The following is a 14,355-nucleotide window of genomic DNA, read 5'->3' as shown; positions in this document are numbered from 1 at the left end:
ATAAAAATAACCCTGAACGAATATGTTCAGGGTTATTTTTTTACTTAATTTTGACTGGTTTATTGATTGATAGTAGGTAGATAAATTTATCGGTAACCGGTTTATGCAAGATGTTTTCCAACGCCTTGGCATATAGGTTAATTTGACCTTTGTACTTCTTAACGGCCTTTTCGATACTTCTATCGCTATCGTTTGGAACGTAGTCAGTCTTGTAATCAAACAAGATGACCTCATCGTCTAGTTCGATGTAACCATCAATAATCCCGTGAATTAGGATTTTTTCAGGTGAATCAGCATTAAATCCAGGGAATACTAGGTTGGCATCCATTAACATCGAGAATGGTGCTTCACGATGAATTCGTTCTGGATGAGCCAACATTTGTAGTCCCAATTCACTGTCAAACACATTGATAACTTCTTGTGTTTGAATTAAGTCAGCAATTTCTGGGGTAACGACCTTATCGGCAACTAAACGTTGTAGCATCCCTACCACGTCACCAACTTCTGGCTTGTGGTCCAATGAAACCTCTTGTAGCAACAAGTGGGTGGCAGTACCGACTTCAGCAGCACTTGGTTTTACGACTGATTGCATGAACTTAGGCACCGTAAAGTTAGAGCTGACATACATATTCTTTTGCTTATTATTTTCTTGCCAATGTTCATCATAGTTGCCCAATTGAATGCTATCTGGATCTTCAAATAGTCGTTTAATTTCGGAAACTGATTGATAAGCAGTAGTATGAGTCGCAACTTGATTTTGATAAGTGAAGTCCAATACTTGGTCGACATCATCAACATTGATGTCCTTTGGTACCATCTTCTTGGCACTTTCAACAATGTGATTTAACCACTTAGCACTAACCGCACTGTCTCCTGATGGACTGTGTTGAGCTAGGTCGTTGGCATTCACGAATTCGACGTCAAAGTTGGTTTGATCATCATCTAAACCTTTGTAGGTAACGTCGTCACCGAACTTATTTCTAAAGTTAGGATGACGGACCAATGCGGGGCCAATCCAGTCTAGGTAACTCTTGGCACCACTTCTTAAAGCGGCATCGACTAGTAAGGTGTCACCACTGGCGGCCTTGTTCCAGGCATCGATGACCTTGGTTCTGTCGTTTTCATTCTTGCTGGCACCAACGATGAATAGTTGTTGTTCAGCACGGGTTAGCGCAACGTATAGTTTACGCATTTCTTCGGCCAACAATCCTTGGTTTTCGATTGCACCAACCACTTGGCGTTGCAATGAATCTTGTTTGATTCGAGTTTCTGGGTCGGTGTAGGTAATTCCTAATCCTAGGTGGTCATTTAGGATGTAGGCCTTGTTGCTGTCTTGCCTGTTGAAACCATGTGAGGCATCCATTAGGAAGACGACTGGGAATTCCAGTCCCTTACTTCCGTGAATGGTCATTACTGATACTGCATCTTGGTTGTCATCAGCATTGGCTTCATCCAAGTCTTCGTTTCTTTCTTGCATGAGACGCACAAATCGAACGAATTGGAACAATCCCTTAAAACTAGTTTGTTCGTAGTCATATGCACGTTCGTATAAGGCATGTAGGTTGGCTTGGCGTTGTCTTCCGGCAGGCATCCCACCGACATAATCCAAGAATCCAGTAGTTTCATAGATGTCCCAGATTAAATCAACAATCGGATGTTGTTGGGCAACATCTCTAAAGTGTTTTAATTGTTCGACAAATGTCTTCACACGTGAAAATACTTGGTCACCAAATTCGGAGTGATCCATGTTTTCGTAATTATCATAGAAGTTAATTACGGCATTGAAGTAATCCCCGGTCTTTTGATTAATTCTCAAGTATGCCAATTGGTTTTCATTTAGTCCAACCATTGGAGAACGCAATACCGCAACCAATGGAATGTCTTGGTATGGATTATCAATGATTGATAACATCGACATCATGATTTGAATTTCGGTGGTCTTGAAGTAACTTTGTGCCCCGTTGATTAGGACCGGAATGTTGTATGAACCAAAGATATCGGAAATGATTAAGTTGTTATTTCTAGTCGAAGAAATAATTGAGATATCAGAGTATTGGATTGGACGCATCACTTGCTTGTCACGGTCAAACACTGGTAGCTGCTTTTCAATCATTTCGTTAATCTTTTGAGCGACCATTTCAACTTGGCCATGCGCACTGTCTTGGACTTGGAATTGGTCATCAATTGGTTCTTCTTCGTCATCCTTACTTTCGTAAATCATCACATCAACGTTGGATTGTAATTCGTCTGGATAGTATTTCGCACCGGCCTTTAGTTTGGCATCCCCGGTGTAGTCAATTTCTCCGACTCGTTTATCCATTGTTTGAGTGAAAACTAAGTTGATGAAATCATCGATGTTTTCTGCAGAACGGAAGTTATCTGGTAAGACAATGGTGTGTCCATCTTCGCTATCCATGCGTTCGATAAACATTGATGGATCGGCTAGACGGAAACGGTAGATGGATTGCTTAACGTCTCCCACCATGAACATGTTACTGTGTTCTGGGTTCGATAATGTTGATAAAATCGCGTCTTGGAGACGATTATTATCTTGGTATTCATCGACCATGATTTCATTATATTGATTTTGGAGGTTCACTCTGACCGCCTTAGATTCGCCGTCTGAGCCAGATAGAATATCGTAGGCATAATGTTCCACATCAATGAATTCTAGACAATGGCGCTTCAATTTAGCCTTTTGATAGCTATCGGTGAATGCTAGGACAACTTGTATCAATTTTTCGATTAATTGCTTGGAAGCCTTCATTACTGAAAGGTTTTCTTCTTCGTTTAACGCAAAGTACTTATCGGGTAGTTTTTGAACCGCCTTCTTGGCGTTGTCTCGAATGTCTTTGATACGGTCGTGAAGTCCCTTAGCAATGTCGTCATAGTCCTTGGTAACACGTGGGAAAGCCTTGAACTTAATGTCTTCAAAGGCTTGCTTAATGTCATTCCAATCGGAATCAGGCAACATGTCATATAGGCCATTGATATTATCAATATCGACTTGAACGGCAGCCGCTTCTTTTTCCATCAAGTTTTCATCGGCAATGCGTTTAGCTGATTCAAAAGATAGACGTTGTTGGGTCAAATCGTTTTGAATGAAGGGTAATAGATTGTTTTGGTAAAAGTCGGAATGAACCAGGTCATCCCCATCGATGTCGTAAATCTTGGTGGTATTCTTCAACCAATCGACCGGGTCACGATTTACGTTGGCGTAATCGTAAATTCTAAATACTAAATCGGTTAAACCATCGTCGGAACGGTCATTGGAGAAGTTTTCAGTCAATTGCGCAAATAGCCCATCACTATCGTTGGCGTATAAGTCTTCTCTAACTGAATCCCAAACCTGTTCTTTTAGCATTTGGCTTTCAGTTTGGTCCGCCAACAATCTAAAGTTAGGGTCCAAATCAATAATGTAGTAGTAGCTTTGGACGATTTTTTGACAGAATGAGTCCATTGTTGAAATATCAGCGACCGGCAAACGACGTAATTGACGCACTAAAAATGCCTTAACGTCTGAGTCGGTGGCCTTTTTCAATTCTTGTTGTAACGCCTTTTGAATACGGTCACGCATTTCCTTAGCAGCGGCCTTAGTAAAGGTAACGATTAGCATTTCATCAATGTTGACGCGGTCGTTTAATAACTTGTTAATCACACGATCAACTAAGACACGGGTCTTACCAGAACCGGCTGAGGCGGAAACGAGGACATTTTCATCAAAATGTCCGGTAACAGCTTCTTTTTGTGGCTTTGTGTATTCCATTATTGATTGTCCCCCCTTAACATTTTCAAGACGTCTTCTAACGAGTAGTTAGGCACGTCTCTATAGTTGTTTTCATTCAATAGCGGATCGAACTGCATGATTGAACGATAAGGTGTAAATTGCATTGCGTCTTGGTTTTGACCAAAGCGCGCTGGTTTCAAGTCGACGTTTCCAGTAAAGATTTCCAATCCGGCCTTCTTAATTAGGTCCTCGTTGTGAGATAGCAATAGGTCTAAGTCTTCTGGTTGCACGATTGGACTGGACTTGTAAAAACTACCGTCCTTTTTCTTTCTCAATGGGTAAACATTGGATGAACCGTACTTGTCATCGGCGATGGTCTTATCAATCTTATCCAATAGTTCTCCGTCGTTAACTAGAATTCCTTGGTATTTTTGTTTGCTTAATACCGCTTCTTCAAATGATTTCTTCAAATCATCCTTGGTGTACTTAGGATTGTAGATGTGCATGTATACGGCACCGGCCAAGGCGGCCTTTTCTTCTTCATCGATGATGCCTAGGTTGTGCGCTAACACATCGATGTAGGTCATCATTTGCATGGAAGTGCCGTCGTATACACGGGAGAAGTCCAACTTACGTTCACTGGACTTGTAATCGACAATTCCTAGGTAGTTCTTGCCGTCGACGTTCATTGAATCAATTCTATCGATTCGACCACGGACGTTAACCAACTTCGCGGTGGTTAGTTCGTTGCTCTTAGGCAATTCAAAACTAAGTGGTTTCAAATCATCCTTATGACCAACTTGACCGAATGAGATTTCGGTCTTTTTCGCACGCATTGGTGTGTACTTACTTTGTTTTTGAATGGTTTCGATTGTGTGTTTAACGGTCTTAATCAATTGGTTCTTGATGTAATTCATTCGACTAGAACTGCTCAAGATGGTGTATTGGAAGTCATTTGGATCTTCTAACATCTTGGCAACAACAGTATCAACCAATTCATTGATTGCTTGTTTGTCCAAGTTTTCCAAGTCGATGTGTTCTGAATTTACGATGCGCATCAAGTGGTCCATTGATTCGTGATAGAACTGACCGGTACTTGCTGGAGATAAGTCAAAGACATCACGTTCTTTTAGCTTCAAACCATAGCGCAAGAAGTATTCGTATGGGTTGCTGTAAAATTGTTCCAACTTAGAGATGGAAGTATTGATTTTATCGCCATATAAACCAGTAACGATTTCTGGCAACAATTGCGTTGGTGTGTTGTTGTAGTCCAAACCACCCAATAGTTTGTTGGTTAAATCACGGTAGTTTAGGTTTTGATCTAGTTTGTTGTATACATATTGCCAGGCAGGGGCCAAATTAGAATTGTTCAGTTTGGCGTCTTGGCTAGCTTGAACCAGGTGACGAAGCGTTGAACGATAAGTTCCGACATATTCGTAGATATCCTTGGCATCAGCGGTTGGATGACTGGAAATGTGTTGGATATCAATGCCGAAGTGTTCAGCAATTCTGGAAACGTATGGGGAAATGGCGACTGATGATTCGTCACTATCGCCTAAACTATAGGAAAAGATTAGCTTTTCACTACCTGATAGGAATGCTAGATAGTTTAGGAATGGATCATTGGCCATTTGGTTTTCAGATGTTTCACGCAAGTATTGGTCGTCGTCAAAGAAGTCACGCAAATCACCACGGTCCGCGTCACTAAATAGTGCTTCGTTGGTAATTTTATCTGGCATTACTTCGTCGGTGGCACCCATCATAAAGACCACTTTACGGTTGTTCATTTGAACGATTCCACTTTCAGAAATAGTAACTTGGTCCAATGTTGATGGAATTTGTGAGTAGTTGGCACCTGAGAATCCACTTTGAAGAAGACTCAAAAAGTCGTCAGGAACAAATTCACGATTTCCTAGGATTGAAACATAGTCGTCCAATAGGTTACAGAATGTCTGCCATACCTGTTCGGGTTGCGCCGCATCCAATAGGTTGTCTTTTAAGATGGAGTCGTTACGCCATTCTTTTAGTCGTCTAACCACTCCCATGTCCACTAGGAATTGGAATAATGTGGCAGCAGCCTCTTTGCCGGTCTTGGCGTTTCGCATCTTCTTGAAGAATGGTGGGAAGTTATCACCAATAAAGTGTCTGATCACATTAATTTTACCGGAAATGTTACGCATTCTATCTGCTTGAACACCAAAATCACTATCGGATAGCCATGCGTATTGCCAGTCTTCCTTTTGAGTCCAGCGAGAGCCTTCATACCCATTCTTTAGTACCAAGTTTTCGGTTAAGGCCACGTATTGACGGTAATCATCGCCTTCAATGAAATTACCATTACCATCACCTGGGACCATTAATTCGGTCTTTAGTAAACGCATGACGTCTTGGTATTGGTACTTACGAGAACCATTTTCCAGACTAAAAAGTGCATCGATTAATTCCACCAATGGATGGTCTTCCATTGATTTGGTAACGTCGTTAAATGCAGGAATGTCGAGTAGTTTAAATACCGGTTTGATTACGTTTTGATACTTGTCCAAGTGACGAGTCAAGATTAAGAAGTCGGAGTATTTGTAGCCACCATGAGCGACCATTTGGCGAATCTTGACCGCGATATTTTCTACTTCAGCAAACGGACTGTCGGCACGGTAGACCTGAATGCTGTCAGGATTACTTAGTGCACTCTTGTCGATATCACCTAGTCCAGTGGATTGTGCCCAGTATGTATCTAGTTTGTGTAAATCATCTGACACGCGAAGATTCTTAGCCATTTTATCGACCAATACGGGAACATTATTGGCACGGGCAACGTTGTAAAAACGATTGTACCACTTGGCTGATTGGAAGAATAAGTTTGGACCTTGTGGTAGTTCATCGGGGTACTTACGATCCAAGTTCAAACCAATAGTCACACCAGCGGAACGCTTGATTAGTAGTTCAACTAGCTTAGCTTCTTGGGCGGTAAACTGGTTAAAGCCATTGAAGTAAAAATGACTGTGGGATAGGTCTAGTTCGTCATTTTCGATAAAACGACAGAAAAGGTTTAAAACGTCTGATTTATATAGATAGATTCCTTGAGTTTGTTCCTCAAAAGCGCGATAAATGATGATGAAATCATGCATTTTATCACGTAGTCCAGCGTTTAGTTTATCGTTATTGTCGACAATTTTTTCAAGGTTGTCGGCAGAAATTTGGCCGGCTTGCATTTCGCTGATTTGTTGAGCCAATTTTTGAATAAAGCCAGGTTGGCCAGTTTCACCCCTAAAGACGGTCAATTCATCCTGGTGATCGATTAAGATTTGGTAGATCAGCATGCTAATACCAGAGTCGCTTAGTCTTGTCTTTTGGTATTCTTGGTTATTCTTCATGTAATACCAGACAAGTCGGGTAATGGAGAAAGTCTGGAACTTACTTTCGGCATAAATTGGTTCGTTGTCGGTGTTTAAATCCTTTAAGGCTTGCACTTCGGATTCAAACTTAATGTGGTTAGGCACTAGATAGAAGAATTCATCATCAGGGTGATTGTTGATTGATTCTTTTAGAGAATCAACGATGACTTCTTCATGATCATAGCTGGCGGTTCCCAAAATAAATTGTAAAGACATTTCATTACCCCTTTTTCATGAATTAATAGTTTAATTATATAATACGTGAAAACCTGTGTCAGACTTTTCAAACATTTAATTATTCTCCAAAAAGATGATTAAGTCGGCGTTTATGCAAACGATAATTTTTTAACCGAAAAAAATTTGAACTTTTCGAGTCATAATCTTTGGTTCAATTATTTGGTTGTGGTATATTAAATCGTACACAAAATATTAATACAAAACGTATGGATATTTTGGCAAATAAAAAATAATTATGATGTAATATAGGATCGATTTTTATTTATTGGGATAAAGCTCTAACTTGGGTTTTAAAAATCGTCTACCGCCTTGAGCATCAAAGAAAGAGGTACAGTTTATGTTCAGACATACTCGTAAATTACAATACAACGCTAAGCCAGATCGTCCAGATCCAATTATGGCTCGTCGTCTACAAGAAGCCCTAGGTGGTCAATGGGGTGAAACTACTGGTATGATGTCATACCTATCACAAGGTTGGTCATCAACTGGTGACGAAAAGTACAAAGACTTACTATTAGACACTGGTACTGAAGAAATTGGTCACGTTGAAATGATTTCAACTATGATTGGTTACCTATTAGAAGGTGCACCAACTACTATGACTACTGAAGAAATGAAGAATGACCCAGCTAAGGCTGCCCTACTTTCAGGTATGGACCCAGAACATGCATTAGTTCATGGTCTAAATGCTGGTCTAAACAACCCTAACGGTGCTGCATGGAACGCTGGTTACGTTACTTCATCAGGTAACCTAGTTGCTGACATGCGTTTCAACGTTGTTCGTGAATCACAAGCTCGTCTACAAGTTAGTCGTCTATACGACATGACCGATGACGAAGGTGTTCGTGACATGTTGAAGTTCCTATTAGCTCGTGAAACTCAACACCAACTACAATTCATGAAGGCTCAAGAAGAACTAGAAGAAAAATATGGTGTTATCGTTCCTGGTAACATGCACGATATTGAACACAGCGAATACGCTCACGTTCTAATGAACTTCTCTGATGGTGACGGCTCACGTGCATTCGATGGCCAAGTTGCTAAAGACGGTCAAAAGTTCACTTTCCAAGAAAACCCAGAAGCTATGGGTGGTATTCCAGAAGTTAAGCCAGCTGATCCTCGTTTACACAACGACCAAGGTTAATTTCTGCCCTTACTCCTACAATTTTCGAAATACGACAATTCAACTTATTAATCCAAACAAAAACTCCAACTTCGGTTGGAGTTTTTTTATATTTTCTTAACTTGTTATTTTTTCACAATAGAATTAGAATTAGATTAATAAAATTTATAGGAGTGTTTGTCGTGCAATTTATTTTCGCTTTACTTCATGGAATCGCCGAAATGATTTCTAACTCAATTGCTTTTCACTTAACCCTATTACATATCGAACCTTCAAACATCTTTTTGAAGCTTCCCCACATTATTCAATCAATCGTTAACTTTATTAGATAGATCAAAAAGACACTCCTGTTTAGGAGTGTTTTTTGTTTATTTGCTTAAATCATTATCATTAAAAATTTTGGTGATTTTAGTTCCACTACTATCGACTTTTCCGTCAACACCGATTGATAAAGATTTGTCTCTATATGTAACAACGTAGTATAAAATGTTTCCCGACCCCTGGTTATCAGTAAATTCCGGATGTTCTTTACGATGTTTTTGAATGAACTTAATAACCTCTGGTTCCTTACAATATTTCTTCAAACTTTTATCGTTTTGAACGATGCCGTAGTATTCATTTTCCACACTGAAATCAGATTGTTTATAAATGTTAAAGGCAAGAACTGCCACTACCAAGACAACAATCGCTGCCACAATTACGAGAACTGCTTTTTTCATCTTATATAACCCCTCTCTAATCCAAAATTAATGTTAGACTTAACCGTATCACTTTCACACATCAATGTAAATGACATCAATATGGAGTGCCTTTTTTTTAAAATCCAATTCATTGTGGTAATATTAGGCACAATAAAAACATAAATTAGGGGGAATGTCCATGCCATCAAATAATGAAGCTAAACAGTTAAAGAAAATCATGAACGATACTTTAGACATATCAAAATACATATTAGCCAGCAAAGACGATGACGAAATTCTTACCCATATTGCCAAACTAATAAATTGTGACGCATATATTATGGATGTTTTCGGTCGTCTTCGTTCATACAGTGAAAACGCAAAGATGGATGCATCCCTCTTTGAATCCGTAATTCATGATTTAAAACTTATCGAACTAACCGAACCGGTCAACCTTTTAGACAAGTACAGCATCTATCCGCTAAAGACAATGGACAAGTTGACCCGCAGATTTGTGGTTTTTTCAATGAAGATGCCAGAAGACCTAAGTTCCCAATTATTGATTGAAAACATGGTCAACCTCCTAAGTCTAGAAAGCATGCAGGTCAGCATTAATTTGAACCAAGTTAGACAACGTCGCAACGAATTGTTCGACACCATTTTGGCACAAAATCTACCGGAAAATGCTTTCGAAGATACTTTAAAACTAAACGGACTAGACTCCAATTCAATGTATAAGGCGTTTGAAATCGATGAAATCAATTCCGTCGACACCGGACACCACCAAGAAGATATGCACCGTGTTAACGACTATATCTACTGGTATTTTGAAAAACTACAAATTCCAATTATATTGATATCATGGCATTTCAAGCCATTCATTTTGGTCGAAACTAAAAAGAGTTTATTGACATTATTAAACGAACTAAGTAAGTTTATCCACGAAAACTTTGTTGGATCAAAGACGCAAATCGGATACACCGACGATGCCAAACCACTGATTCAATTCAAGAAGTTACTTCGTGAAGCCGATGAAGCCTTGGATGTCGCTAAACGCGAAAACATATTGAAGCCAAATAAGTTCATCCCGCAACAAGTTGAAGATATTTTGAGCCTAGTACCAAAGAAAGAAGCCGACATGTTTGTCGACGCCATCTTAGGACCTGTTTTAAACTTAAAGGATGACGAAAAAGATGAACTAATCGAATTACTTTCCTACTACTATGCCGATAATCAATCGATTTCAATGGCGGCCAACGATTTATTTATTCATAGAAATACCGCCGTTTATAGATTAAAGAAGTTAGAAAAACTACTTAACATGAGCCTAAACGATGTTTCAGATAGTGAACAACTCAGAATGGCTACCAAACTATACTTAATTCACCACTAAATAAAGGAGCTAATTTATTTGATTGATAGCAATATAAACAAGTATATCGATAATAATGATGTTTTAGAGATATACTCAAAATCAAGAGATAACTTTGAGTTTGAAGATTTTATTCTGGGGATTATTGTGTCAGAAAAAGATAATTATCTATTGGTTGAAACAATAGATGATTCCGGACTCTTAGATTCATATACATTATTACTAAAAAACGATATTTCTAAAATATCTTCAAATACCAATTATACAAATGTTTTTACTCATTACGTCAACAGCAATAAAAAGAATGATATATACGATCCTTTTAAGTTGAAAAAAGAAATGAGCAGTATGCGTAATAAAAAACTGGATGATATTATTCATACTTTCTTGAGTAAAAGAAAAGTTATATCACTTTGTACAAGTGTTGATGAAAACTTCCATAAAGGAAACATAATCGCATATGACAAGAATCACATCGTTTTAGATGAAGAAAGGTATCAACAAACTTTTGAAAGTGAAATACAAGAAAAAAATAATTTAATAAAATTAGATACTATAACTGCTTTTGACTTGGTAAGTAAGGAAAATAAACTATACGAAGAATATTTAAATAGTCACTAAAAAAAGAGCTAACCAAAATGGTTAACTCTTTTTTATTTTATCCATTAACGGCATTTAATCCGACTGCAATACCTGCTAAAAAGCCAATAATTACAATAGCGGTAAATAAAAACCAATATCTGTATTTATAAATTTCTCTCATAATAAGCACTCCCCCATTGATTATGTTTATTATTTGATATCAATGATTATAAATTAAACGTCAAAAAAGAGCTAGCTAAATTTAGCTAACTCCTTTTTTATTTAGGCGTATGCTTTTGAGTTTCTTTCCTTTAAGTAAACCAATCCGCAGAAGACGATTGACCAAATAATTGCACCAATTGCTCCAACGACGTCACCTGGGATAAAGAATAGACTCGCGAAGATGACGAAGAAGAATAGGATTGTTAAAGGACTAGTAATTGCGTATCCAGGCATCTTGAACCCATCGCTTAGGAAGTCGTTTGATGCGCGGTACTTTCTGTGAGCAACCATTGTTAGTAGGTAAACAATGATGTACATGTCACTTGATGATCCAGCCACGATTGTAAATACAGAACTAATACTGTTACTTACACTCATGATTGGAGTAATGAAGATTAGAGCAGCCGAGATTAGAATTGCGGCACTTGGGATTCCGTTTTTAGAAACCTTACCGAAGTGTCTGTTCATGAACCCTTCCTTACGTCCTTCAGTAGCTAGTTGGTAGAAGTGACGTCCGGCAGAGAAGATAATACTGTTTAGAGAAGATGCAGCTGATGTTAATACAACGAAATTAATAATAGCAGCGGCTGCAGGTAGTCCAGCAAGTGTAAATACTTGAACGAATGGACTCTTATCTGGAGTGATTGATGTCCATGGAATAACTGCCATGATAACAGCAAGTGCACCAATGTAGAAGATCATGATTCTCCATAGAGTTTCGTTAACAGCCTTCTTAACAACTTTGTGCGGGTTCTTTGATTCACCTAGGGTAATACTTACGAATTCAATCCCTTGGAATGCGAAGAATACCATTGGAAAAGCTGAGATGAAGTTAAATGAACCATGTGGGAATAAAGTAAAATGATTAGTAATATTGCTAATTGATGCATGTCCCAAAGGTGTTGGTGTGTGCGCTAATACCATGATAATACCAGTAAAGATTAAAGCCACGATTGCCACAATTTTGATCATTGCAAACCAAAACTCTGCTTCACCAAACAGTTTTGCGGCAATTAAGTTAATTCCTGCCAATACCACCAAGAAGGCAACTTCGACAATCCACGATGGAATGTGTGGGAACCAGAAGGCAAAGTATGTAGCAATGGCGGTTAGTTCAGCCATGCTGGCAAACAAAAGTCCTAACCAGTAGCTCCAACCGGTGAAGTATCCAGCAGTTGGTCCGAGGTATTTAGAGATAAATGATACGAAAGTGTGTTGAGATGGATCGGCGTAAAACATTTCACCGATGGCTCTCATCATTAGAAAGAAGAAACATCCTAATACTAGGTAGACTATCATTACTGACGGTCCAGTCTTTGAAATGGTACTTCCGGAACCTAAGAATAACCCGGTCCCGATGGTTCCACCAATTGCAATCATCTGAACATGACGGTTGCTTAGTGAGCGAAGTGTACCATCCACATTTTTCGTTATCTTTTCTTGCATAAAGATTCCCCCTTTTAAGTTAATTGATTTATTCGTTTATCAATTTCACTTGGATTGATGAAAATACTATCATCATTTTTTGCGATGACAATAGACTTGGGAGATTTTTGGAATACCTAACAAGGTGATTGTATCATCCTACAAAAGCACTCAATTATGCTTTAGAACGGGAAATAAGACGCTTTATACCGATACCTGCATAGAATGCAACTGTCCAAATTACTGCACTAATTGCGCCGACTTCGTCCCCTGGAATGAAGAACAAACTAACGAAAATGAAGACGAAAAATGCAATGGTTAGTGGACTGGTAAATTGGTAAGCCGGCATCTTGAATCCATGGTCCAAGAAGTCGGCTGACTTTCTGTATTTACGATGTGCAAACATGGTAAATAGGTAAACGATAATACACATGTCACTAGTTGCACCGGCAACTAAGGTGAACATGAATGAAACGCTATGAGTAACCGTTAGGATTGGGTTAATCAAAATTAAAGCAGCGGTCAAACCAATACTTGCGATTGGAATTCCGTTTTTAGAAACGTGAGTTAGGTTTTTATGAATGAATCCATCGGTGTGAGTATCCTTAGCTAGTTGGTACAAATGACGACCAGCTGAGAAGATGATACTGTTCAATGAAGAAGCAGCTGATGTTAATACCACGAAGTTAATAACAGCAGCGGCTGCAGGTAACCCTGCAATTGAAAAGACTTGCACGAATGGACTATTAGTTGGAGATAGTTTGGTCCATGGAATTACCACCATAATTACTGATAGTGCTCCAATGTAAAAAATCAAAATCCTCCATAGAGTCTCATTAACGGCCTTCTTAACGACAGTCTTTGGATCTTTGGATTCACCAAGCGTGATGCTGACGAATTCAATTCCTTGGAAGGCAAAGAATACCATTGGGAATGCGGCGAAGAAGTTAAAGAATCCGTGTGGGAACATTGTAAAGTGGTCAAAAATGTTACCAAATGAAGCATGACCAACTGGGGTTGAGGCGTGGAAGAACGCCATGAAAATCCCGGTCACAATCAACGCAACAATGGCAATCACCTTAATCATGGCAAACCAGAATTCGGCTTCACCGAATACCTTAACGGCAATGATATTCAATGTCGCTAAGACGGCTAAAAAGACGACTTCGATTAACCATGCCGGAATGTGTGGGAACCAAAAGTTCACATATGTAGCAATTGCTGATAATTCGGCCATGCTGGCAAATAGCAAACCAATCCAGTAACTCCATCCAGTGAAGTATCCGGCGGTGTGACCTAGATATTTAGTAATAAATGCAACGAATGTATGTTGGTTTGGATCAGAATAAAACATTTCTCCAATTCCTCTCATCATCAAGAAGAATAGACAACCAATCACTAGATATACCAATAGTACGGAAGGACCGGTCTTTGAAATGGTACTACCTGACCCTAAAAATAGTCCTGTTCCGATGGTTCCACCAATCGCTATCATTTGAACATGACGATTACTTAGTGAACGCACCGTTCCATCGGCGTTTTTCTTGTTTTTCTCATGCATATAAATGCCTCCAATATGGCTTTCCCATTTTTCA

The 14,355-nt window shown here is 39.0% G+C and carries 9 protein-coding genes; 4 read left to right on the top strand and 5 right to left on the bottom strand.

All coding sequences use genetic code 11. From position 1 onward, the window contains the following. Nucleotides 1-40: 40 nt before the first annotated feature. Nucleotides 41-3,766: a helicase-exonuclease AddAB subunit AddA gene (gene addA, locus KTJ72_RS01605; RefSeq protein WP_217303971.1), complete on the bottom strand. Its 3,726-nt coding sequence runs from the start codon at nt 3,764-3,766 to the stop codon at nt 41-43. Beyond that, the gene (locus KTJ72_RS01600) at nt 3,766-7,335 is read right to left on the bottom strand and encodes a PD-(D/E)XK nuclease family protein (RefSeq protein ID WP_217303970.1); all 3,570 of its coding nucleotides are present in this window, start codon (nt 7,333-7,335) and stop codon (nt 3,766-3,768) included. Before KTJ72_RS01600 ends, addA begins: the two co-directional genes overlap by 1 nt. Before the next feature lie 358 nt (nt 7,336-7,693). Between KTJ72_RS01600 and KTJ72_RS01595 the strand changes: the two genes are divergently transcribed. After that, nucleotides 7,694-8,500, top strand: coding sequence for a manganese catalase (locus KTJ72_RS01595; protein ID WP_034532316.1), 807 nt, complete (start codon nt 7,694-7,696; stop codon nt 8,498-8,500). 161 nt (nt 8,501-8,661) lie between these two features. Next, entirely contained in the window at nt 8,662-8,811 is a 150-nt protein-coding gene (locus KTJ72_RS01590; protein WP_155443317.1) for a hypothetical protein, read from the top strand. A 36-nt stretch (nt 8,812-8,847) separates the two neighbouring features. Here KTJ72_RS01590 and KTJ72_RS01585 read toward each other — a convergent pair whose 3' ends face one another. After that, nucleotides 8,848-9,198: a hypothetical protein gene (locus KTJ72_RS01585; protein ID WP_217303969.1), complete on the bottom strand. Its 351-nt coding sequence runs from the start codon at nt 9,196-9,198 to the stop codon at nt 8,848-8,850. Between the two features lie 160 nt (nt 9,199-9,358). Between KTJ72_RS01585 and KTJ72_RS01580 the strand changes: the two genes are divergently transcribed. Both KTJ72_RS01580 and KTJ72_RS01575 read left to right on the top strand, forming a co-directional pair. Next, complete coding sequence (locus tag KTJ72_RS01580; protein WP_217303968.1) at nt 9,359-10,552, top strand: PucR family transcriptional regulator; 1,194 nt, start codon at nt 9,359-9,361, stop codon at nt 10,550-10,552. An 18-nt stretch (nt 10,553-10,570) separates the two neighbouring features. After that, the gene (locus KTJ72_RS01575; RefSeq protein ID WP_217303967.1) at nt 10,571-11,152 is read left to right on the top strand and encodes a hypothetical protein; all 582 of its coding nucleotides are present in this window, start codon (nt 10,571-10,573) and stop codon (nt 11,150-11,152) included. Between the two features lie 243 nt (nt 11,153-11,395). On the opposite strand, the gene KTJ72_RS01570 is transcribed toward KTJ72_RS01575, so the two are convergent. Both KTJ72_RS01570 and KTJ72_RS01565 read right to left on the bottom strand, forming a co-directional pair. Then, nucleotides 11,396-12,781, bottom strand: coding sequence for an amino acid permease (locus KTJ72_RS01570; protein ID WP_217303966.1), 1,386 nt, complete (start codon nt 12,779-12,781; stop codon nt 11,396-11,398). 154 nt (nt 12,782-12,935) lie between these two features. Further along, nucleotides 12,936-14,321 carry an amino acid permease gene (locus tag KTJ72_RS01565; RefSeq protein ID WP_057198641.1) on the bottom strand — a complete coding sequence of 462 codons (1,386 nt, stop codon included), beginning with the start codon at nt 14,319-14,321 and terminating at the stop codon, nt 12,936-12,938. Nucleotides 14,322-14,355 lie beyond the last annotated feature (34 nt).

Origin of the sequence: Apilactobacillus waqarii (assembly GCF_019061205.1) — a bacterium.
GTDB classification, from domain to species: Bacteria; Bacillota; Bacilli; order Lactobacillales; family Lactobacillaceae; genus Apilactobacillus; species Apilactobacillus waqarii.
Note: the sequence above shows the minus strand (reverse complement) of the source record. Positions and strands in the feature narration are given on the sequence as shown.

Coding starts and splice junctions, on each gene's coding strand:
- addA (WP_217303971.1), bottom strand. CDS start 3,766: ATGGAATACACAAAGCCACAAAAAGAAGCTGTTACCGGACATTTTGAT.
- KTJ72_RS01600 (WP_217303970.1), bottom strand. CDS start 7,335: ATGTCTTTACAATTTATTTTGGGAACCGCCAGCTATGATCATGAAGAA.
- KTJ72_RS01595 (WP_034532316.1), top strand. CDS start 7,694: ATGTTCAGACATACTCGTAAATTACAATACAACGCTAAGCCAGATCGT.
- KTJ72_RS01585 (WP_217303969.1), bottom strand. CDS start 9,198: ATGAAAAAAGCAGTTCTCGTAATTGTGGCAGCGATTGTTGTCTTGGTA.
- KTJ72_RS01580 (WP_217303968.1), top strand. CDS start 9,359: ATGCCATCAAATAATGAAGCTAAACAGTTAAAGAAAATCATGAACGAT.
- KTJ72_RS01570 (WP_217303966.1), bottom strand. CDS start 12,781: ATGCAAGAAAAGATAACGAAAAATGTGGATGGTACACTTCGCTCACTA.
- KTJ72_RS01565 (WP_057198641.1), bottom strand. CDS start 14,321: ATGCATGAGAAAAACAAGAAAAACGCCGATGGAACGGTGCGTTCACTA.